At 60.7% G+C, this 22,534-nt stretch carries 15 protein-coding genes and 3 pseudogenes; 4 read left to right on the top strand and 14 right to left on the bottom strand.

Features of this window, described 5'->3' with window-relative positions; all coding sequences use genetic code 11:
• Nucleotides 1-38 precede the first annotated feature (38 nt).
• Nucleotides 39-1,298 (top strand): IS256 family transposase, encoded by a 1,260-nt coding sequence (locus KW062_RS18075; RefSeq protein ID WP_105756142.1) that lies wholly within the window; start codon nucleotides 39-41, stop codon nucleotides 1,296-1,298.
• Nucleotides 1,299-1,359: 61 nt separating this feature from the next.
• On the opposite strand, the pseudogene KW062_RS28990 reads toward KW062_RS18075, so the two are convergent.
• The 5 genes and pseudogenes from KW062_RS28990 to KW062_RS29310 all read right to left on the bottom strand — a co-directional run.
• Nucleotides 1,360-1,695 (bottom strand): annotated as a pseudogene (locus KW062_RS28990) (DUF3304 domain-containing protein); the annotation flags it as partial.
• 52 nt (nucleotides 1,696-1,747) lie between these two features.
• A complete protein-coding gene (locus KW062_RS18085) occupies nucleotides 1,748-4,063 on the bottom strand; it encodes a T6SS phospholipase effector Tle1-like catalytic domain-containing protein (RefSeq protein WP_105756134.1) in 2,316 nt (771 codons plus the stop codon).
• The gene (locus KW062_RS18090; RefSeq protein WP_218424802.1) at nucleotides 4,051-4,572 is read right to left on the bottom strand and encodes a DUF3304 domain-containing protein; all 522 of its coding nucleotides are present in this window, start codon (nucleotides 4,570-4,572) and stop codon (nucleotides 4,051-4,053) included. The genes KW062_RS18085 and KW062_RS18090 overlap by 13 nt, the downstream gene beginning before the upstream one ends.
• Before the next feature lie 5 nt (nucleotides 4,573-4,577).
• Nucleotides 4,578-5,231: a DUF4123 domain-containing protein gene (locus KW062_RS18095; RefSeq protein ID WP_218424804.1), complete on the bottom strand. Its 654-nt coding sequence runs from the start codon at nucleotides 5,229-5,231 to the stop codon at nucleotides 4,578-4,580.
• A 139-nt stretch (nucleotides 5,232-5,370) separates the two neighbouring features.
• Nucleotides 5,371-7,773: pseudogene (locus KW062_RS29310) on the bottom strand (type VI secretion system Vgr family protein).
• A 137-nt stretch (nucleotides 7,774-7,910) separates the two neighbouring features.
• Between KW062_RS29310 and KW062_RS18105 the strand changes: the two are divergent.
• The gene (locus KW062_RS18105) at nucleotides 7,911-8,087 is read left to right on the top strand and encodes a hypothetical protein (RefSeq protein ID WP_218424806.1); all 177 of its coding nucleotides are present in this window, start codon (nucleotides 7,911-7,913) and stop codon (nucleotides 8,085-8,087) included.
• A 331-nt stretch (nucleotides 8,088-8,418) separates the two neighbouring features.
• On the opposite strand, the pseudogene KW062_RS18110 reads toward KW062_RS18105, so the two are convergent.
• Nucleotides 8,419-9,677 (bottom strand): annotated as a pseudogene (locus KW062_RS18110) (IS256 family transposase).
• 140 nt (nucleotides 9,678-9,817) lie between these two features.
• Nucleotides 9,818-10,981 carry a DUF1624 domain-containing protein gene (locus KW062_RS18115; protein ID WP_218424808.1) on the bottom strand — a complete coding sequence of 388 codons (1,164 nt, stop codon included), beginning with the start codon at nucleotides 10,979-10,981 and terminating at the stop codon, nucleotides 9,818-9,820.
• A 189-nt stretch (nucleotides 10,982-11,170) separates the two neighbouring features.
• Between KW062_RS18115 and KW062_RS18120 the strand changes: the two genes are divergently transcribed.
• Nucleotides 11,171-12,508: an OprD family porin gene (locus KW062_RS18120; protein ID WP_371321456.1), complete on the top strand. Its 1,338-nt coding sequence runs from the start codon at nucleotides 11,171-11,173 to the stop codon at nucleotides 12,506-12,508.
• Nucleotides 12,509-12,520: 12 nt separating this feature from the next.
• Here the strand turns inward: KW062_RS18120 and KW062_RS18125 are convergent, their stop codons facing one another.
• The 6 genes from KW062_RS18125 to KW062_RS18150 all read right to left on the bottom strand — a co-directional run bounded on the left by KW062_RS18125 (nucleotide 12,521) and on the right by KW062_RS18150 (nucleotide 20,654).
• Nucleotides 12,521-12,961, bottom strand: a complete 441-nt coding sequence (locus tag KW062_RS18125) for a CBS domain-containing protein (RefSeq protein ID WP_105755947.1) — start codon at nucleotides 12,959-12,961, stop codon at nucleotides 12,521-12,523.
• A 190-nt stretch (nucleotides 12,962-13,151) separates the two neighbouring features.
• Nucleotides 13,152-13,544: a nitrite reductase small subunit NirD gene (gene nirD, locus KW062_RS18130; RefSeq protein WP_105755946.1), complete on the bottom strand. Its 393-nt coding sequence runs from the start codon at nucleotides 13,542-13,544 to the stop codon at nucleotides 13,152-13,154.
• On the bottom strand, nucleotides 13,544-16,105 hold the full coding sequence (nirB, locus tag KW062_RS18135) for a nitrite reductase large subunit NirB (protein ID WP_027616255.1): 2,562 nt from the start codon (nucleotides 16,103-16,105) through the stop codon (nucleotides 13,544-13,546). Before nirB ends, nirD begins: the two co-directional genes overlap by 1 nt.
• A 513-nt stretch (nucleotides 16,106-16,618) precedes the next feature.
• Nucleotides 16,619-17,542 carry a homocysteine S-methyltransferase family protein gene (locus KW062_RS18140; protein ID WP_105755945.1) on the bottom strand — a complete coding sequence of 308 codons (924 nt, stop codon included), beginning with the start codon at nucleotides 17,540-17,542 and terminating at the stop codon, nucleotides 16,619-16,621.
• Entirely contained in the window at nucleotides 17,539-18,588 is a 1,050-nt protein-coding gene (locus KW062_RS18145) for an ABC transporter substrate-binding protein (protein ID WP_371321420.1), read from the bottom strand. The genes KW062_RS18140 and KW062_RS18145 overlap by 4 nt, the downstream gene beginning before the upstream one ends.
• A gap of 14 nt (nucleotides 18,589-18,602) precedes the next feature.
• Nucleotides 18,603-20,654 carry an ATP-binding cassette domain-containing protein gene (locus tag KW062_RS18150; protein WP_256351139.1) on the bottom strand — a complete coding sequence of 684 codons (2,052 nt, stop codon included), beginning with the start codon at nucleotides 20,652-20,654 and terminating at the stop codon, nucleotides 18,603-18,605.
• 448 nt (nucleotides 20,655-21,102) lie between these two features.
• Here KW062_RS18150 and KW062_RS18155 point away from each other — a divergent pair, with 448 nt between their 5' ends.
• Entirely contained in the window at nucleotides 21,103-21,750 is a 648-nt protein-coding gene (locus KW062_RS18155; protein ID WP_027616251.1) for a helix-turn-helix domain-containing protein, read from the top strand.
• A gap of 26 nt (nucleotides 21,751-21,776) precedes the next feature.
• On the opposite strand, the gene KW062_RS18160 is transcribed toward KW062_RS18155, so the two are convergent.
• The gene (locus tag KW062_RS18160; protein ID WP_081786271.1) at nucleotides 21,777-22,277 is read right to left on the bottom strand and encodes a hypothetical protein; all 501 of its coding nucleotides are present in this window, start codon (nucleotides 22,275-22,277) and stop codon (nucleotides 21,777-21,779) included.
• Nucleotides 22,278-22,534: the final 257 nt, after the last annotated feature.

Consider the following 22,534-nt stretch of genomic DNA (forward strand, 5'->3'; position numbering starts at 1 on the left):
TTTTGTGTTCGGGCATAACATGAGTAAGAGGTGCATGTATGCCAACCAAAAAGAAATCTGAGCGCCAACCGGTGCGGGAGCTGCCGAAGCTTCCAAAGGAACTGCTGGATCAACTCCCTCAAACACTGATGACCGCTGAGGCGATCGAAGAGGCTTCTGCGGCCTTCAAGAAAGCGCTGATTGAACGCGCCCTAAATGCCGAGCTTGGCCACCATTTGGGTTATCCATCGGGCGCGCAGCGCCCGGAGGACGAAACCAACCAGCGCAACGGCAAGAGCGGCAAGACGGTGCTCACCGGCGATGGCCCGATACGCCTGGATATTCCGCGCGACCGCAACGGCAGTTTCTCGCCGATTCTGATCCCCAAGCATGAGCGCCGTTATACCGGTTTCGATGACAAGATCATCGCCATGTACGCCCGTGGAATGACGGTCAGAGAGATTCGTGCGTTTCTTTCTGAGCAGTACAGCACGGACGTCTCGCCCGATTTCATCAGCTCTGTGACCGACGAGGTCATGGAAGAGATTGGCGCGTGGCAACAGCGCCCGCTGGAGCCGATGTACCCGGTCATTTTCTTTGATGCGCTACGGGTGAAGATCCGCGAAGAAGGCTTGGTACGCAACAAGGCCATTTACCTGGCGTTGGGTGTTTTACCCGACGGGACGCGCGATATCCTGGGCATCTGGATCGAGAACACCGAGGGTGCGAAGTTCTGGATGAAGGTGTTCAACGACCTCAAAACGCGAGGCGTCGAGGACGTGCTGATTGCCGTGACCGATGGCCTCAAGGGCATGCCAGAGGCCCTCAGCGCAGTGTTTCCAGAAACAACACTGCAGACATGCATTGTGCATCTGATTCGCAACAGCCTGGACTACGCGGCTTGGGACAAGCGTCGAGCACTGGCCAAGGCGCTGAAGCCGATTTATCAGGCCATCAACGCAGAAGCGGCTGAGCAGGCCTTGGATGAGTTTGAAAACGGGCCTTGGGGCAAACAGTATCCAACGGTCGTGGCCGCCTGGAGACGCGCTTGGGATCGAGTGATTCCATTCTTTGTTTTCCCGCCCGCCATCCGGAAGGTGATCTATACCACCAACGCGATTGAGAGCATCAATGCTCAGCTACGTAAGATCATAAAGACCCGTGGCCACTTCCCGAACGACGATGCAGCGACCAAACTGATCTGGTTGGGGCTACGAAACATCACGGCAAACTGGGGTTCAGCGGCCCATGACTGGAAAAGTGCGATGAATCAATTTGCGATTCTGTACGGAGATCGGTTCATCAGGCCGACCTGGTGAAAATCAGGGCCTGCCTGACGGCAGGCCATTACCGGCCCGCACACAAAAAAACTGACAGTCCCGTGTGTTGGCGTTTTTGGGCCCGTATATTATTTCTCCACGCTAGATACTTCTCCTCATCAGCAAACCCTGGGAAACCTTCCGAGCTACCGGCGCCAGTTTCCCACTCAACGCGGACCGTCAGCCCTTGCTTCCACTGTGCAGGGGCGACATAACAACAGCCTCCCCCCCCACCTTGATACGGTCCAATGATGTCCAGTCCCGAGCGGCCCTCGACGCTAAAACGATTGATTGCCCAGTGCGTGTGATTGATCGCCTCAAGGGTGCCCGCCATAGCACCTTGAGCCAGAAGGATTCCCACCAGACCGCATAAATATGCCGCCTTTGAGGTTCGCAGAGGACGCTTGAGCAGCGATTCGCGCCCTTGAACCTTGCGCAGACTCGGATTATCAGACCTGCCCATCAACGGCTCCTGCCTCTTGCGCGTCATAGGCTGCCCACCGTGCGTCGATGACTTTCATGACTGCTGCCATACGCTCGGCATCCATGTAAGGCGGCTGTTGTGCACGCTCCGTCTCCAGCCTACGCCGACCGGAATCCTCGGCCAGCAGTTGCCCATTTTTTTCCAGGACCAGCACCAACTCACGGCGGTTGCTCTCGCCAAAGAACACCATGCGCTCCCCAAAGTAGCTGCCACCGTGTTCGCGGCCCAGCGAGTAAAGAAACCAGGCACGGGAGTCGTGGACCTGATCGTCGAACAGTGCCCGCAACAAACCGGTCGGTTCCTTGGCGTTGCGGCTTTCGTCGACGTTCAAACGCAGGGTTTCACTGAAATGATTGCGCTCGTGTTTCGGCGGTGGGAACAACAGGCTGACTTTTTCCTTGCCGGCATTTCTCATCAACTGGCGCTCGACCCGGGCTTCAGGGCTCGCCTGGTTGACAATCAGCGCAGGGATGATCGCCAGCCGTGCCAGGCGAATCACAAAGGGTGTGATGACGCTGGGGTTGCGATAGTCGATGCCGAACTCTTCGGCTGCCTCGCGCAACTGCGTCTGGGCCATGTCGGCGTCGAAGTCCTTGACGCCGGGGGCCAATGGCATTGGCGCAGTGCGCTTGAACTGTTCGTTGACCTGTTGTTCGCGTCGGCCTTTTTCGATGAGTGCCTGCCTTGCGTTCCGGGCAGCTTCGGCGTTTTTTCGATCGGTTGGATCGGCTTCAGTATCAGAAGCCTGCGCATAAAAAAGAGTCTGCTTCAGACTGGCGAAAGCGTAGCGGTCGATGCGCCACGCGGTGATCCAGGCCATCTGCTCGCGCAGGGCTTTTTCGAGGGAGGTAGTGGATGGCAGGGGTTGATAGAGTTCTGTTTGTTCTGGGGATAGAGGTTGGGAGACCGGAAGTAGGCCTAAAGTTACTTCGCGCCAAGCGTTGAAGCGCTTCACAAGAGTAATGGAAACACCGAACTCTTCCACTAAGGCTGGTTCCATTGCAGACCACAGTTGATCGCGCATCTCAGTCGGCAAAGAATCTTTCGGCACTTTAAATGGTGCACCATTTGCAAAAGCGTCGGCGTACAAGTCATTCAGGGCAATTTGCGAAAGGAGCAGACGGTCGTCGTCGCCAACCGCCTTACCCTGATCCCCCGGCGGATACCCCCCTCCCTGATCCGAATGCACCCCCGGATAAATCACTTCCGTGGAATTTGCCGGATACCCACCACTCTCCTGCCGAATCGACTCCAGCGGAAAACACAGACGCTGTTCATGACTGGCCACGATATGCAGGCAACGCTTAACCAGACGTTCCGGTATCTGTTGATTGCCATCGGCCCAACTCATATGACCGGTTGCCCCCGGAAAAATATCGGCGAGCCCTACCGAGGCCACGGTATCCAGCAAACCCAGATACTCGACGCTGACGGGCAGCGTCAGGTCGCGCAACGCCAATGACGGCGTTGACGCGGTCCGCGACAACAGGCCGTTGAGCCAATTGACAAAGGCCCGGGCCGCCGCAGCGCCGCGGGAAAAACCGTAGACATACAGACGTAGGCCCAACAGTCTCGAGCGGCCGGGATGGTAGTCAGACAGCGCGATACGCAAGGGCTTTTCCAGCGCATCGAGCTGCCGGCGAAACTCGTTGGACCGATTGGCGCGGCCCATCGCGGATTCCATTCCCGGCAAGGTGCCCATGGCCTTGACTGCCCGGCTCTGGGCCGCGTAATCCAGACGCGGCAATTCCAAGGCGCGCCGCAAGGCATCAATCAGCATCATCAACCCCCAGTTGACCCGTTCCTCGCCATACGCGGCGGTGGCCAACCCGAGGGTGGTGTAATCCAGGTCGCCGACTTCCGCAAACGGGGTGCCGACGCCGGGCATGTAGTACTTGAAATAGTCGGCATTGCCGAGCACCGGAGCGTCGAGCAGACCTCGGGCCGTGCTGCCGGCATGCCCCGTGCCACCGGCATGACCGGTACCGATACTGGCGCGAAACAGCCGGGCAATATTGGTGGGATGGGTAGGGTTCGCCAGGTACAGATCGTGGTTGAGGTTGTTGCCCGTCCCGTCGAAGAACAGGCTGACATGCAGGGTCTTGCAGCACGGCGGCATCACCCGGCGCCCCGCCGCAACGCTGAGGGCATCATGATAGTCGTGCCCCAGTTGGTCCTGACGTCGGAGGTTGCGATGAACCTGGTGCGCATTCTCAGGCAACCGCCCCTGCTCAGGAAATGGCGGTGGATAGCAGATATTGGCGTGATTTATTTCGGACATGATTGTGGCTCCGGCAAATTCAACGGGGTCTTGATCGGGTATTCGGGGCTGCCATAGGCGTAGCAGGAGGTCGTGACCTGGAGCTCATCGCAGGGGAGGAAGTGCACAGTGAGGCCGCAGACTTTTTGGCCGGTGTAGTCGGGGATGGGGACTAATTGGGTGTGTTGGCGTTTTTGAGCCTCAAGGTTCTCAACCCAGGCCATATACTTTTCTCGATCTGCATAGCCGGGAAAATCAAAGGAATAGGCCACCCCCGTCTCCCACTCAACCCGCACAGTCATCCCCGGCTTCCAGCGTGCAGGCGCCGCATAACAACAACCACCGCCACCGCCCTGGTAGGGTCCGATGATGTCCAGCCCCGACTGGCCATCAACGGCAAATCGATTTATCGCCCAATGGGTGTGATTGATGGCTTGGAGAGTTCCACCCGGCGCGCTCTGCGGGAATATTATCGCTAGAAGAGCGCTGAGCACGACGAGCCCCCCATCGCCACGTATAGGTATGAACATGCTGATTAACTCCTGTTGTCAGAATGAGTGGCGCAGGCCTCGTACACCTTGCTGAGCGTGTACGCCTGCCGATCGGCATCGAGGAACAATCCGCGCTGCGTCGCATCGAGCATGGCCGCGTAACACACCTGAAACTGCTGCTCCGCACTCAAATGAGGTGGGATCGCTGCAGCCAAACTTTTGATTGCCAACGTCGCATCGCTGGCACAGCCCAGCGTTTCCAACTGGCTATCGCTCAATTCGATATGAGAGAAGTCTTCAGGATCTGGCGGCGAATCCGCAGCACCCACCAATCGTCCCGGCAAGCCATCGCGGTCCAGCCAACTCCAGAACACCGCAGGGGACAGCAAGTCCCGCTGTTGCTCGGGTTCAAGCACATGACTGAACAGCAAGGGGAACAACCGTGGGTCGTAATAGCGCAGCAGCCCCAAACACCCGCCATTGCGCGCCTCAAGACAGCGACCCAGGTGTGCGGCCAGCGTCTCGTACGGCCATAGCGAGGCCAGCACCAGCAGTTGTGACTGGCTTTTCAGCGATTGCACCAGACCGACAAACCACAATCGCTGCAGGGGTTGCGCCAGATCGACGCGAACCAGCAACGGTGCCAAGTCCTCGGCGCCCTCCTCAGGTAAGCCGCTGAACAAGGAGCGCCAGGGCAATGCGGTTCGACGCTAAGTACACTTGGCAGCAGCGGGCGGGGGCTGCCCGCCTGATCGATAATCACGTCAAGGTAAGTGATGGACGCATCGGCACAGGACGACTCCAGGCACTCGATCCAGGTTTCGCAATGAACTGAACTCATCTTCGCGCCTCCCGAACGGTAAAGCCTTGGGCCTTAGCCCGCGCTTTTCTCAGGCACTCTTTGCAGACGGAACTGGGCAGCTCGGACAAAGGAAAAGGCTGCCCCGGACGGCAGACTGAATCGATGCAGCCCGTTAAAACTGATCAGACCTGGGCTATGCAGCTGAATCTCGCCCTCCGAGGTGATGCGGATGTAGGCCCCGCCACACCCCAACGTGATCCCATTCTTCGCCGTCACCTGCACGTGCCCCTGCGCCGACTGCAGGGTGAGGTCCTGCAGGGCGATCAGGTCCAGCAAATCGCCGTGGGATTCGATTTGCAGCGGGCCTTTGCCGGACACCAGGCGCATGCCTTCCTGCTGGGCCAGCAGCGACATGCCCTGGTTGGCGTGGATCGACAGGCGTTGCGCGGCGGCGAGGTTGATTTCGTCGGCGCTTTGTACGTAGAGCCCGTCGCCGCTTTTCAGCAGCAGGCTGGCCGGGGGTCACTGCGCCAATGCCCTTGGGCGCGCTGAGCAGGATGGCAGCGCCGTGCAGGTCTTTGGCGTCTGTCTGCAGTTGCTGCAATCCGCCCATGTCGGGCGTTTGGCTGTGATGGGCCTGAGCGATTTCCCGGCATTCGGCGATTTGCTGGCGTGCGCTTTGGATCGCTTCGGTTGCCGGCGCCATGCTCAGCACATCGCCGATGGCCTTGGTCTGTTTATCGGCACTGATAAAGATCCCCTTGCCGGCCCGAATCACCCCCCAATCATCCGTCCTCAGTTCAACCCCTTCCCCACGCTTCTGTTTCTTGGCATCCACCAAATGCCCCAGATTCAGCTGACTCTTGCCGCCATATTCGGTGCTGAGCTTGACGTGCTCCTGCCCGCGCAAATCCTCCATGCGCAACTTGTTGTTGGCCGGGGTGCGCAGGACGTTGCGGCTGTGGTCGCGCTTTCTGTCGGTGATGACGTCGGGGCGGTCGCTGTCGTGCAGGGCGTGGGCGATGTAGGGGCGGTCGGGGTCGCCTTCTTCGAAAGCGATCGCCACTTCGGTGCCGAAAATCAGCGGTAGATGTAGGCCGTAGGTGTCGCCGGCGTAGGGCCGGGCCAGGCGCAGCCAGCGGCTTTCGCGGCCTTGGGGCCAGGTGTCGCGGTCGAAGAGGAATTTGACTCGGTAGTAGCCGTGGCCGTCGAGGTAGGCATAGGTGTCGCCGGCGGAGTGGCTGCTGATCCGCGCAGGAATAGTCCCGACCATTTGTGGTTTTGGCAGTACGGGCGGACGGAAGCAGATGAAGTGGTCGTAGGGCATCGCCTCGAAGTGGGCGATGAAACTGGCGTCGCGGGCAGCGCAGGTGCGCAGGTGGGTGATTACCGCGCCTGGGCGAAAGGCCTGGGGGGCGCCTTCAGGCATGTTCAGCACTTGCCCGGGGGCCAGGGTCGGGCTGTCGGTGCTGCCGCTGAGGCGGGTGCGTTGGTTGAGAAAACGCTCGTGACGCAGGCGGGCAAAGTGGTAGCCGCTTTCGCTGGCCAGGCTTTCGAATTGGTACAGCTTGTTGCCCAGTTCGCTGTAGGGCAAGCCGTAGTAAAACGCCTCGCCAGAGGTGGTCTTGTCGTTGCGAACCTGATTGACGTCGCCATCAAGGTAGGCGCGGGCATCCAGCGGTTTATAGCTGCGGAAGGTGATGTGTTTTTCCACCACCTGGTGTCGGGTCTGCAGGTTCCACACGCTGTCCTGATCGCCGCTGCTCAGGCCCGTGAGGCCGCGGTACGGCAGCTCGATGTCGAATTGATAACCCTTCTGTTCATCGTGAAATTCCACGACGTCATGACCGGTTGTCGGGTGGCAGCCGATGCGGTACCAGATGCCGACTTCGGCGAGCAGACGATGAATAAAAATCCAGGTCGCTTTCGTCGTACTGCATCACCTGCTCGCGCCGCGGGTACTCACGCACCAGATGGAACGGGCAGTCGAAATGCTCCATGTCGTGACGGCCGAGCAGGATGCTTTTGACGATTTCCGGCACCGACTGCTGTTGGTAAATCCGGCTCTGCTTACCGCGCCCGGCCAGGGCCAGGCGCGGTTGCAGGGTGACCGAATAGCGCGCCTCGTCGCGGCTGGCGGACAGGCGCTGAAAGCCGGTGATCACCCCATAAAAGGTGCGCAAAAGCGTGGACACCGGGGTTTGAAAGAACACGAGATTCTTCACCGCCGGCGCGTGCAAGCTGAACCAGGCACGCTGATTGAGCACCTGCTCGACGCTGATGTCCTGCTCGGCGCTGGTGAATTCGATGGTGTAGAGAAAGGGCTGACTCAGGCCTTCGACGCCGTCGAAAGTGAGGACGTCGATGGGGGCCTGAAGATTGTTGATTTCGAGGGTGTGGCGGCTGTGGTTGTAAAATACACGCGGACTGCTGGACACAATTCGTACTTCCCTGGACTGGTTTAGAGTGCTCGGGAAGGACGTTTCCCACCCCCGATAAAGCGCTGGAAGGCTTTCACGAAGGGGATAACTGTGGGTATCAGACGATTCGGTTTGGTGTGTAGGATGGCTCTTTAATGGATGTCACAGGATCACGGCATCGTCTTCAATTTGCGCTAAAAGCGCGCTCCGTTGCCTCCACCTCTGCTGTCCATCACTCCGAATTTCGCGCTCATACAGCAATCAATGTCCTGCTTGATGAGGAGCACATTGAATATCATCAGGCACAAGAAGGCTTTGGCTTTGGCTTTTGATCTTGATCTTGATCTTGATCTTGATCTTGATCTTGATCCACCCGCCCCTTTCGGAAGGCTGAGCGCAGGTATTCATCCGGGGGAAGCGCGTAGCGCGCTGCGGCGCAGCCGCAGTCATCGAGAGGAGGTGCCAGCGAAGCCAACCGGAGGCGATGACCCACGGATGGATGCCGGAGCGAAGGGACCCCGAGCCTTAGCGAGGGGCCGGACGCTGGGGCAAGCCTTTTTTGCTTACTTTTTTCGGGCGCCCTTGAAAAAAAGGGCGCTGGGGGACTGTCAGTTTTTTTGTGTGCGGGCCGGTAATGGCCTGCCGTCAGGCAGGCCCTGATTTTCACCAGGTCGGCCTGATGAACCGATCTCCGTACAGAATCGCAAATTGATTCATCGCACTTTTCCAGTCATGGGCCGCTGAACCCCAGTTTGCCGTGATGTTTCGTAGCCCCAACCAGATCAGTTTGGTCGCTGCATCGTCGTTCGGGAAGTGGCCACGGGTCTTTATGATCTTACGTAGCTGAGCATTGATGCTCTCAATCGCGTTGGTGGTATAGATCACCTTCCGGATGGCGGGCGGGAAAACAAAGAATGGAATCACTCGATCCCAAGCGCGTCTCCAGGCGGCCACGACCGTTGGATACTGTTTGCCCCAAGGCCCGTTTTCAAACTCATCCAAGGCCTGCTCAGCCGCTTCTGCGTTGATGGCCTGATAAATCGGCTTCAGCGCCTTGGCCAGTGCTCGACGCTTGTCCCAAGCCGCGTAGTCCAGGCTGTTGCGAATCAGATGCACAATGCATGTCTGCAGTGTTGTTTCTGGAAACACTGCGCTGAGGGCCTCTGGCATGCCCTTGAGGCCATCGGTCACGGCAATCAGCACGTCCTCGACGCCTCGCGTTTTGAGGTCGTTGAACACCTTCATCCAGAACTTCGCACCCTCGGTGTTCTCGATCCAGATGCCCAGGATATCGCGCGTCCCGTCGGGTAAAACACCCAACGCCAGGTAAATGGCCTTGTTGCGTACCAGCCTTCTTCGCGGATCTTCACCCGTAGCGCATCAAAGAAAATGACCGGGTACATCGGCTCCAGCGGGCGCTGTTGCCACGCGCCAATCTCTTCCATGACCTCGTCGGTCACAGAGCTGATGAAATCGGGCGAGACGTCCGTGCTGTACTGCTCAGAAAGAAACGCACGAATCTCTCTGACCGTCATTCCACGGGCGTACATGGCGATGATCTTGTCATCGAAACCGGTATAACGGCGCTCATGCTTGGGGATCAGAATCGGCGAGAAACTGCCGTTGCGGTCGCGCGGAATATCCAGGCGTATCGGGCCATCGCCGGTGAGCACCGTCTTGCCGCTCTTGCCGTTGCGCTGGTTGGTTTCGTCCTCCGGGCGCTGCGCGCCCGATGGATAACCCAAATGGTGGCCAAGCTCGGCATTTAGGGCGCGTTCAATCAGCGCTTTCTTGAAGGCCGCAGAAGCCTCTTCGATCGCCTCAGCGGTCATCAGTGTTTGAGGGAGTTGATCCAGCAGTTCCTTTGGAAGCTTCGGCAGCTCCCGCACCGGTTGGCGCTCAGATTTCTTTTTGGTTGGCATACATGCACCTCTTACTCATGTTATGCCCGAACACAAAATTTCTGACACCCCCGGCGCTGGGGGGCGCAACCATAAGCGGCCGTTACCCCAGGAATGGATATGTACATAAACGGGATGTACACCGGAAAACCCTACCCCCCTCAAAAATACTTCAACCACCGCAAATCCCTGCGCCGCCCCTTCAACCGCGAAAACCACCGCACCGGCAGGTACAACCCCACCGCCAACCCCACCGCCACCAGCCAAACCCACCCCATCGAATCAAAGCCAAAGTAACTCCCCTGATTCAACCCAAACCCCGCCACCGCTGCCAGATAGGCAAACTTCAGCACATACAAATGCAGCAGGTAGAAAAACATCGGCGCCGAGCCGAACACCGTCAGGGCGAGGATCCAGCGGCTGTTCTGGCGGCGCTCGAACCATAGCAACAACAGCAGCCCAAGACTCAAGGTCAAGGTGAGAAACAGCAGCGACGGCGGATACTTGGTGATGTTGAAAAAACTCATCAGCGTCTGCCCCACAGCATCCGCCGACACCCACGGCTTCTCGCCATACCCATTGAGCAGGCGCAAACCGACAAAACCCGCCAACCCGCCCAATCCAGCCACCAGCAAGGCGCGCTGACGCCGCGAGGCATCGACACCCTGGGCAAACCACGGACCGAGGGCATAGCCCAAACCAATCACCCCGATCCACGGCAGCAGCGGATAGGACGTGCGCAAGCGCAAACCGTCGCCCAACTCGATCCAGCCGCGATCATGCAGCACCGCCCACGGTACGTGCATCGCCGACTCAAGACCGAAGTGCAGACCGTCCAACAGGTTGTGCCCGGCGATGATCAGCAGGCTGAGCACCAGCAACACCGCGCGCGGCAGCCAGACCATCGCCGACAAGGCGAGCATGCTCAGGCCGATGGCCCAGATCACTTGCAGGTAGATCACGCTCGGCGGGAACTGGAAGGTCCAGGCGAAGTTGACCAGGGTGATTTCCAGCAGCACCAGGAACAGTCCGCGCTTGAACAGGAAGGTACTGACATCGGCCTTGCCGGCGTATTTCTCGCCATACAGGTAAGCCGACAAACCGGTGAGCAGGACGAACACCGGCGCGCACAAATGCGCCAGGGTGCGGCTGAGGAACAGTTCGGGTTCGGTGCTGGTGATGTCCATCGGGTCGCTGACCTGGCGATGCAGGAAAAACGTTTCGCGCACGTGGTCGAGCAGCATGAACAGAATCACCAATCCCCTCAGGGCATCGATGGACAGCAGCCGGGTGGCGGCAATGGGGCGAAGGACAGCAGAGGTCATGGGCATTTCACAACGCAGAAGGTGAAGGAAGTGGCCTGCAGGCCATAAAGCTTGCAAATTTACGTAATAGTATTACATTACGCAACCTATTCGAAACCCCGTCGATCGCCAACCGGAGGCTCTAGCCCCTGCCCCATGGCGATTCAGAGACTGCCGGCGGGGTCTGCAAGGAATCTCGTTGTGCCCAGAATCAACCGCTTCGCCCTGCCACTCGCCCTGGCTGCTCAAACCACTTCGCTGTCTGCGGCACCCTCCCAGGAACAGAGCCAGGGCTTCATCGAGGACAGCACCTGGAGCCTGCTCAATCGCACCGTCTACGACCACCGCGAATACCGCAACGGCGCGCGCAATAACGCCGCACGCAATACCTACAAACCGCGCAGCGAACGTAACGGTTATGCCGAGGAATGGGGTTACGGATTGATGGGCAGCCTGCAGTCGGGCTTCACCCAGGGCCTGATCGGCGTAGGCCTCGACGCCCATACCTACTACGCCCGCCAACTCGACAGTGGCGGCGGCCGTGCTGGCAAGGCGCGCTTGCTGGGGGTCGACAACGAGGGTTATCCCAAGGACCAGTTCGCCCGAGGCGGCGCAGCATTGAAGTTGCGTGCATCGAAGACCACCCTGAGCTACGGCGAACAACGGGTGAAAACCCCGGTCTTCAGTTCGTCCGACAGCCGCCTGCTGCCGGAGACCGCCACCGGGATTTTCATCAACAGTCAGGAAATCAGCGGGCTGAAAATGGTCGGCGGGCACTTCACCGAAAGCACCGATCGCAATGCGTCGAGTCATGACCAGGGGTTCGTGGTCAATTATTCCAATGGCCGACAGGGCAACGAATTCGACCTCGCCGGCGTGGTCTATGACGGTATCGACGGCCTGTCCACCAGCCTCTACACCTCACGCTACGCCGACAACTGGCGCCAGCATTACCTGGGTAGCAGTTACAGCTACAGCCTGGGAGGCAACCAGTCGCTGTCAGTCGATTTGAATCTGTACCGCACCCAGGACACCGGCCGGGCCTGGTCGGGCACTATCGACAACACCACCTGGAGTTTGCTTTCCAGCTACCGTAACGGCGCCCACACCTTCAGCCTTGGCTACCAGAAGGTCGATGGCGACAGCCCTTTCGACTACGTGACCCGTGGGGCGATTTTTATCACCAATGCCTTGCAACTGTCGGACTTCAACGCGCCGAACGAGCAGTCCTGGCAGGCCCGCTACGACCTCGCCATGCAGGCTTTTGGTTGGCCGGGGCTGGTGCTCAGTGCCGCTTATGTGCGCGGCAGTGGGATCGATGGGCGTCACGTCGACCCGGCCGGCGGCTACGCCTACCTCGGTTACGGCCAGGGCGGCAAGCACTGGGAGCGTGATCTGGAAGCACGTTACGTGGTGCAGAGCGGCCCGGCCAAGGACCTGACCCTGTCGCTGCGGCATAACTTGCACCGCGGCAACACTGCCCAGGCGGAACTCGACACCGATCAGATTCGTTTGGCGGTCGAGTATCCGCTGAGTGGGATGTTTTGATCGCGGTGTCGATCAATCGCCGCGAATGTAATGCTCCATCTGCTGGATCAGCCTGGCCTGTTCAACGCTGGCTTCCTTGACCAGGTCGCCAATCGACAGCAGGCCGATCAGTTGTCCGGCTTCCAGCACCGGTAGATGACGCAGGTGGCTGTCGGTCATGACCGCCATGCAGCGCTCGATGCTCTGCTGGCTGTCGGCGGTGACCACCGGCGAACTCATGATTGCGCGCACCGGCGTGCCCACTGACGAACGCCCCTGCAACACCACCTTGCGCGCATAGTCGCGTTCGCTGATGACCCCGACCACCTGCCCCGCCTCGATCACCGGCAAGGCCCCGACGTTTTTCTCGGCCATGATTTTCAGCGCATCGAGCACCATCGCCTCGGGGGTGATGCTGTGCACCTGGCGGTTCTGTGCGGCCTTGAGCTTGAGCAGTTGTGCGGCTGTTTTCATACCTGACTCCCGTGTTTTTAGGGCGATGATGCGGGCATTCTGGATGTTCGCGGCGCTCTCTGGTTCATCGCGAGCAGGCTCGCTCCTACAGGGGGTAGAGCGCCCGCACAGCTCGGGTGTCCCCGAAAATCTGTAGGAGCCGCCCGGGCAGCTCCCACAGAAAGCAGTGAGCACTGAGCACTGAGCAGTGTCAGCTTCGCACTGCCCCAACCTGCACCACCCCATCCTGCAACCGTACCGGCCACACACGCAAACGCTGCTGCGGGTGTTCCAGGCAGTGGCCGTCTTCCAGGCGAAAGTGCTGTTTGTACAGCGGCGAGGCTACTACCAGGTCGCCCTTGAGGCTGGCGATCAGGCCGCGGCCGATGACGTTGGCCCCCGACTGCGGGTCGTGGTTGTCGATGGCGTACAGGGTGCGACCCTCGGCATCGGGCAGGTAGAACAGCGCCACCTGGTCGCCATCGAGCCACACCACGACCCCGGAATTGCTCACCAGATCCTGCTCGCGGCACACCGCCTGCCAAGCGGTGGACGGTTCGATCACAGCTAGGGTTTCGACACGCTGGGAAGTGGACAGGCTCATCAGACAGACTCCTCGGTGACAGGGATAAGGTTGAGTTCAGCAGCCATGATCGGCCGACGCTGCCCACGCTCCTCGACAAAATGGATGGCCGGGTCGGCGCGGTCGTCGTTGACGAAGGTGCGGAAACGCTTGAGTTTTTCCGGGTCCTTGAGGGCGTTGGCCCACTCGCATTCGTAGCGGTCGACCACCAGTTGCATCTGCGACTCGAGCTCGTCGCCCAGGCCGAGGCTGTCGTCGAGGATCACCTGCTTGAGGTAGTCGAGACCACCTTCCAGGCTCTCGCGCCAGACCGAGGTGCGCTGCAATTTGTCGGCGGTGCGGATGTAGAACATCAGGAAGCGGTCGATGTAGCGAATCAGGCTGGCGTCATCCAGATCGGTGGCGAACAGCTCGGCATGACGTGGGCGCATGCCGCCGTTGCCGCAGATGTACAGGTTCCAGCCCTTCTCGGTGGCGATCACTCCGACGTCCTTGCTCTGCGCTTCGGCGCACTCGCGAGTGCAGCCCGAGACCGCGAACTTGAGTTTGTGCGGCGAGCGCAGGCCCTTGTAGCGATCCTCGATCAACAAGGCCATGGCCACGCTGTCCTGCACGCCGTAGCGGCACCAGGTGCTGCCGACGCAGGACTTCACCGTGCGGGTCGATTTACCGTAGGCGTGGCCGGTCTCGAAACCGGCCTCGATCAGCTCACTCCAGATTTGCGGCAACTGATGCAACTGGGCGCCGAACAAGTCGATGCGCTGGCCGCCGGTGATTTTGGTGTAGAGGTCGTATTTTTTTGCGACTTGACCGATCACGATCAGCTTGTCGGCGGTGATTTCGCCGCCAGCAATCCGCGGCACCACCGAGTAGGTGCCGTTCTTCTGCATGTTGGCCATGAAGGTGTCGTTGGTGTCCTGCAACGGCACCAGCGAGGCGTCCATGATCGGCTGGTTCCAGCACGACGCGAGGATCGAACCCACCGCCGGCTTGCACACTGTGCAGCCGGTGTGACCACGGCCGTGACGCGCCAGCACTTCTTCGAAACTCAACAGGCCCTCGACCCGCACCAGCCCATAAAGCTCCTGGCGGGTATAGGCGAAATGCTCGCACAGGCTCTTGTCGACACTGACGCCACGGGCGATCAGTTCGTGTTCGAAAACCTGTTTGAGCAGCCCGGCGCAACCACCACAACCGGTGCAGGCCTTGGTCTGTGCCTTGAGTTGGCCGAGGTCGCTGCAACCGCCATCGATGGCCGAGCAGATAGCGCCCTTGCTGACGTTGTGGCAGGAACAGACCATCGCCGCATCGGGTAAGGCGCCGGGGCCGAGGGTCGGTGCGCCGGCCGAGGACGGCAGGATCAGGCTGGCCGGTTCGGCGGGCAAGGCGATGCCGTTCTGCGCGTATTGCAACAAGGTATCGTAGTAGCTGTTGTCGCCCACCAGCACCGCGCCGAGGACGTGCTTGCCGCTGGCGTCGACCACCAGCCGCCGGTAGCTGGCGCTGGCCTCGTCGATGAACTGGTAGCTGCGCGCGCCCGGGGTGTGGGCATGGGCGTCGCCGATGGAACCGACGTCGACGCCGAGCAATTTCAGCTTGGTCGACATGTCCGCGCCGAGGAACGGCTCGGCCGGCTGCTCGCACAACTGCGCGGCAACGTTGCGGGCCATTTGGTAGCCGGGGGCGACCAGGCCGAACAGGCTGCCGTTCCAGGCGGCGCATTCGCCGATCGCGTAGATGTCCGGGTCGCTGCTCAGGCACTGGTCGTCGATCACCACCCCGCCGCGCGGGCCGATTTCCAGCGCGCACTGACGGGCCAGATTGTCCTGCGGACGAATCCCGGCGGAGAACACGATCAGGTCGGTTTCCAGGTGCTGCTCGTTGGCAAAATTCATCCGGTAGCGGTACTGCTCGCCGGCAGTGATCGACTGGGTGGCGCAAGACAGGTGCACGCCAACGCCGAGCCGTTCGATCTGCGCTTTGAGCGCCTGGCCACCGAGTTCATCCAGTTGCACCGGCATCAGGCGCGGCGCGAACTCCACCACATGGGCTTCCAGGCCCAGGCTCTTGAGGGCGTTGGCCGCCTCCAGGCCGAGCAGCCCACCGCCAACCACCACGCCACGGCGGGCGTTACGGGCGGCGGCGCGGATCGCGTCAAGGTCGGCCAAGGTGCGATAGACCAGGCGCGAGTCACCGGCAGCACCTTCGACTGGCGGCACGAAAGGAAAGGAGCCGGTGGCGATGATCAGCTTGTCGTAGGCGGTGGCCCCTTGCGCGGTGAGCACCTGGCGGGCGGCGCGGTCGATCTCCAGCACCGGCACGCCCAGGTGCAGGGTCACCCCCGGCGTCTGGTACAGCGCCGCCGCGGACAGCGCCAGCGACTCGGCATCGCGCCCGGTGAAATACTCGGACAGGTGCACGCGGTCGTAAGCGCGCATCGGCTCTTCACTGAAGACGTGCAATTGATAGTGCTCAAGGGCACCGCGCTCGATCAACTGTTCGACACAGTGGTGACCGACCATGCCATTGCCGATCACGATCAGCGTTTGCGAGGTGTTCAACGGGGCAACATTGGGGTTCATAGGTAGCACCAGGTCACTGTTCAAAAGCCAAAAAAAAACGCCTGAAACCTTGCGGTTCCAGGCGTCTTTGCCTGTTCGTCTGCGATGCCGCCGGACTGCTGTGCCCGGCTTGTCGCTGTTGCCCACGACCTCTGCGGCCAATCGATCGTCGTTGACCGAGGGGGCTGCCCACTCGACTGTGTTCGCGGTGGGCCTGCGGGAGGTGTTGCAGCGTTTGTGCCAGTTTTATGAGCGAGTGCTTTCGAACTGGCTGCGAAGCCCGTAGAGCGGCCTTTCCGGGGAATTGGCGGGTGCGCGAAGCGAGTTGCCAATCCCGGCGCTGACCCTGCGGCGTGGCTTGGCTTAGTGCACGGATGAGGGGGGCGGCTTTATAACAGTGCATCCGTAGGGGATTTTGCGGTGACCACAGATCTTAGGATCGACCTAGAATCTAATGGGAGCCTGCTAGCGATTCAGACACCTGGGGGTGTCAGACCCACCGCCTTCGCTGGCAAGCTCCTACAGGGTCGTACATCAATCCGGCACATCACCAGAAAAAGCTCCCTGCAAATGCCGATGCAACTGTTCGATATGCTCCGGCCCGATGCCGCAGCAGCCGCCAACGATACTGGCCCCCGCCGCGACCCAGGTCCGCGACCACTGCAGGTAAGGTTCCGGGCCCAGGTCGGCGCGGATCTTCAGCAAGGTGCTATTGGCCTTGGCGTCTTCAGCCACGGCCGGGAAGGCATTGGCGTAGACCCCAAGCTCGATGTCCAGGCCCAGCGCCTTGACCACCTTGCCGGCCTCGGCCAGTGCCGCGCCCATGACTTCCGGCTGGCTGCAATTGAAGAGCACCGCCGCAGCCCCCAACCCCGCCGCCACCCGCACCGCCTCGGCCACCGGCTCGCCGGAACGCAGGCGCGGCGGTTCGCCGAGGTCATCGCTCAAGGTGAACGACAGCCACAATGGCTTGCTGTCCTCGGACAGAGCTTCGGCCACCGCCTCGACCTCGGCGATGGAGCTCTGGGTTTCCGCCAGCCAGACGTCGACATAGGCCCGTAGGCCGGCGATCAACTGGCGATGGATTGCCACCGATTGCCGGTGATCGAACAAGTCCGGGCGATAGGAACCGAGGGCCGGCGGTAGCGAACCGGCGACACTGACCACCTCGCCACTCTGGGTCGCCGCCTGCCGCGCCAGGCGCCCCGCCCGCTCGGCCAACGCCAGGCCATGTTCGGCGAAACGCTGCTCGCCGATATGAAAGGGCACCACCGCGTAACTGTTGCTGGTGATGATCCGCGCTCCGGCACGGATAAACGCCTGGTGCGCCTGGAGCACGTACTGCGGCGCCTCGATCAAGGCCAGCGCCGACCATTCCGGCTGGCGGAACGGGGCGCCGATGCGCGCCAGTTCCCGGCCCATGCCACCGTCGAGTAACCGCAAGGAAGGCTGGCTCATGGGATCGCACTCACTTTCGGCGCCGCGCCCGACAACCATTGATCCACGGTACTGGCATGGTCCTGGACCCACGCCTTGGCCACCACATCCGCCGGCTGCTGCTCTTTTTCGATCTTGAGGATCAGCTCGTTGAGCTGGGCCGGGTCGATGGCGACATTACGCAGGAACTCGGCAATTTTCGGCGCCCGCTGTTGCAGGGCGGCGGAAGCCAGCACGTGGACCCGAGCATCCGGGAAGGCGCAGGTGATCTGACTCTTGTTCAGCCAATCAGGATCGACCGTCGGGCTGATGAATTTCCAGCAACCGTCAGCCTTGTACAGTGGGTCGCCCTTCTTGTTGTCCTGGGCGTAACCGTCGAACGCCGGCTCTTCGAGGCGACGCAGGTCGTACGCGGAGAAGATCCAGTCCGGGGTGTAGGCATAGAACACCACACCGCGTTCGGCCTTGTAGGCGCTGGCCAGTTTCGAGTAAGTCACCGAGGCTTCCGTGGAGACCGCCTCAAACTTGTCGGCAAAACCATAATCCTTGGCCTTGATCTGCCCGATGTAGGTCGACTCCCAACCGGCTGGGCCCACCAGCAACTGCGCCTTGCCACCGCCCAGCGGCTCGAAGAATTTCGCCACTTCGGGCTTCTTCAGGTCATACACTGACTTGACCCCGTACTTGTCCTGCAAGTAGCCCGGGATGTAGAAGCCCTGCTCGCCCGCATAAGGATGGACGTTGGGCACCAGCGTTGGCTTGGCGCCAGTGACGTATTTGGCCCAGGCTGCCGACTGGTTGGGCAACCAGATGTCGGTCAGCACATCCACCGAACCATCGCCCTTGGCCGCTGCGCTCAACAGCACCGCGACGTCGCCGGCCAGGTACGAGACATCGCCATCGAGACGGCTGCTGATGACCTCGCCGAGGATGTTCTGGATCGCGATGGCACCGGTCCAGTTCTGCTCGCCAATGACGATTTTTTCCTTGGCCAGCAACGTCTGTGGAGCCACCAGGGCGGCCAGTAATGCGACGGCACCCAGGGTGCGTGATAAGGGTTTGTTCACGATAAGCCTCACGTTCAGGAGTAGGTCGGGGCTTGCTTGCGCAAGCTCGATTGAATGATTCGATCCGGGATCAGCGCGCACAGGACAATCGCTGCGCCGGCGAGCATGCCCTCGCCGCCCTTGATGTTGCGCAACGCGGTCATCACGTCGTAGCCCAGGCCACCGGCACCGATCAGGGCGGCGACCACCACCATCGACAGGCTCATCACCAGGGTCTGGTTGATGCCCAGCAACAACGAGCGACGCGCCAGCGGCAGTTGCACCTTGATCAGGGTTTGCCAGGGGCTGGCGCCGTGGGCGACCGCCGCCTCGACGGCATCCTTGGGGACTTCCTGAATGCCCAGTGAGGTCAGGCGAATCATCGGCGCCAGGGCGAAGATCACCGTGGCGATCACCGCCGGGGTCTTGCCGACCGAGAAGAACGCCACGGCCGGGATCAGGTACACGAAGGTCGGCAGCGTCTGCATCACGTCCAGCAACGGCGTAATCAGCCGGCGTGCCAACGCGCGTTTCGCCAGCAGGATGCCGGTGGGCACGCCGAGCACCAGGGCAATCAGCACCGAAGAACCGACCAGCGCCAGTGTCGCGATAGTCCTGTCCCAGAAGCCGAACAGGCCGATATAAAGCAGCGCGAGACTGCTGGTCAGCGCCAGTGCCAGGCCCGCCGAGCGCCAGGCGAGGAACACCAGGGCCAGCGCCGCGACCGGCCACGGCAGCCAGCCGAGGACATTTTCGATGCCTTCGATCACCGTGCGCACCGCGACGATGACCCCGACAAACGCGCCCTCGAACGTCACCTGGGACCAACTGATGAATTGATCGATGCTCTGCGCCGTCAGCAGCAGTAGCTGGCGGTTGGCCGGGAACTGAAGTAAGGCGCCACTGGTATCCGGGGTGATCACCCGCCAGACCACCAACGCCTGGCTGACCAGCAGCACCGTTAATGGCAACAGCCAATTGCTCGGACGGGCGCGCAACGGCTGGGCACTCAGCGACAGCGCGGTCCAGCGACTGGCGAGCAGCAGCAATGCGCCGATCAGCACCGGCAACCAGGACCCGGCGACCAGCCCTTGGGCCAGCGTCGCCAATGCCGCGAGTTCGCTGGCAAAGCCCAGCCAGAACAGCCCACCCTTGCCCCGCGACGCGAGCGCCGCCGGCCCCAGCAACAGCGCTTGCCACGCGGGCAGACCTGGGCTGAGGCTGTGGCTCTGAGGTTGATCGGCGACCTTGGTCGGCTTGGCTGCCTGCTGCGCACTGGCGCCCGGCAGGCAATCACGAAAGAAATCCGCCACTTCGGCGTCGGCGGGTTGCTCCAGCAGTTGCTGCGGCGTGCCCAGTTGCACCAGTTGACCCTGGCGCAGCACGGCGATCCGGTCGGCCAGGCGCAAGGCTTCGGCCGGGTCATGGGTGACCAGCAAGGTACTGATCCCGCGCTCGCGGGCCAGGCTGAGGAAATGCTCCTGCAAGTCACGGCGGATGGTCGGGTCGAGGGCGCTGAACGGTTCGTCCATCAGCAGGATGTCCGGCTCGGTCACCAGCGCCCGGGCCAGCCCGACACGTTGGCGCATGCCGCCAGACAACTCGTGGGGATAATGCTCACCCCAGCCTTGCAACCCCACCGCCTGCAGTTGCTGGGCGGCGGCTGCATGCCGGAGCGCTTCCGATTCGCCGCGCAACTCCAAGGGCAAGGCCACGTTGTCCAGCACCGTGCGATGGGGCAGCAGGCCGAAATGCTGGAACACCATGCCGATACGCCGCGAACGCAATTCACGTAATGCCTTGCTGTTTAAGGCACTAATGGCCTGTCCTTCGATCAACACCTCGCCACTGGACGGTTCGATCAGCCGATTGATATGCCGCAGCAAGGTCGACTTGCCGCTGCCGGAGGTGCCCATCAGGCACAGCACTTCACCGCGCCGCACCTTGAGGCTGACATTGCTCACGGCCGGGGCCTTCGACTGCAATGGCCCATAGGCCTTGGTTACATTGCGCAGCTCAAGTACCACGTCGGCGTCACGCGCAGCCAGGGTGTCGATCGAGCCACGGGCGGGAGGGGTTTGAAGAATGGTCACAAGAGTCATCGCCCGATAGGAAGGGAAAAGCTTGGAGCGGGCACGCCTGACGCCAAAACAGCATGGCGTCCCAGGCGCAGTACACCCTGACGACATAAAGCTAATCGATCTTAAAAATCTGAAATAAATACTTTTTTGGAATTAGCTTAGGTCGATGGCCAGTACTGAATGGGAGTGCTTTAAATAACCGAAAGGAATTAACAAATAGATAATCAGTATTTATCGATATAACAGATCGCGAGTAGGCTCAGCCCATCCCGTCATTCATCATCACAGTGAAGTGCCCCATGAAGCCGACAGCCCAACTCATCGATTTCGCCCGCTACCGCACACGCAAACTGGCCCAGCAGCGGGCACGGGCCATGTGGGATATGTACGCACTTCAGGCCACCGGGCCCGCCTTCAGCTGGGCGCCCACGTCCCTCATTCGGACCCATCACGCATGAATGCCTTCGGCCCCCTGCGCTTTCTTGCCAGCGCCGATGAACCGCTGGAGGACCTGAACAATCTGCAAACTGCGCAAGAGGAGCCAATCTGCGATCGGGTCGCGCAGAACCTGCAGCGGCTAAGGGCCAAGCGGCACCTGTCGCTGGACGCCCTTGCCCGCCAGTGTGGCGTCAGCCGGGCGATGCTGGCGCAAATCGAATCCGGACGCAGCGTGCCGTCGATCAAGGTGCTGTGCAAAATTGCCAAGGGCCTGAAAGTCTCGGTCGCGGCTTTTCTTGAGCACCGCGCATTCGAAGGTGTCGCGGTGCTGTCCGCGAGTCAGAGCAAACGTCTGGTCAGTGCCAGTGGCAGCTTCGTCAGCCGCGCGCTGTTCCCGTATGACGTGGCACGCCAATCGGAATTCTATGAGTTGCGCCTGAGCGCCTTGGGAGAGGACCACAGCGAAGGCCATGGTCCGGGGGTCCAGGAGAACCTGGTGGTGGCGCAGGGCGTGTTGGAAATCAGCGTCAATGATGAACGCTACCTGCTATCGACGGGCGACTCGATTCTGTTCTACGCCGACCAGCCCCACCGCTACCGCAACCCCGCCGACAGCGAGGCCGTGGCCTACCTGGTGGTGACCTATCCGGAGCGGCTGGATTAAAACCCAGCCGCTGCCAAACACGTTGATCAGCAGGTGCAGCACATCATCGGCATGCCGTTGCAGCTCATCATCATTGGCATGCCGCAGTCGTTCATCATTTTCATCATCAGCGCGCAGCAGTTCTTCATCATGTCCATGTTCATGCCCGCCATCGGCATGATCTTGCACAGCATGCGGTCGTCTTGAACACTGCACTCCATCACGCATTTCATCGAAGGCATGGGCATGCCCATCACCGGCATCATGGCGCCCATCATCGGCATGCTCATGCTCGATGCCGACATGCACATCATGCTCATGTTGGCGCAGTGCATCATCATCGGCATGCCGCAGTTCATCATCATCTGCATCATTTGCGCGCTGTTGCGGAACATCCCCATGTCCATGCCAGAGGCCGGCATCATGATGCACAGCATGCCGTCGTCCATCATTTCGCAGCTCATGGTCGCCATTATCATTGGCATGCCCATCATCGGCATTTGGCTGTTCATCGGCATCGACATTGGCATCTGCATGGCGTTCATCATGGTGTAGCTCCCTGAAGGATTGGAAAGGCAAGGTGAAGTAGATGGCGCCGATTCTAGGGACTGGCGAACGTACGACAAGAGGCCCATCCAGCAGCGGAAAACACTGCGCCAACCGCGTTAATGCGATGACTTGCGCAGGAGTGGATGCTTTCGCTGCAGGGTGGATGTGATAACGGATAAATTGGTGACTGCGGCAGCGTTTTTGGTGTCGTGGATATGCGTCTTGTGTCTATCCAAATAACCCAGAGAAATAAACG

Origin of the sequence: Pseudomonas fluorescens (genome assembly GCF_019212185.1) — a bacterium.
Taxonomy (GTDB): Bacteria; Pseudomonadota; Gammaproteobacteria; order Pseudomonadales; family Pseudomonadaceae; genus Aquipseudomonas.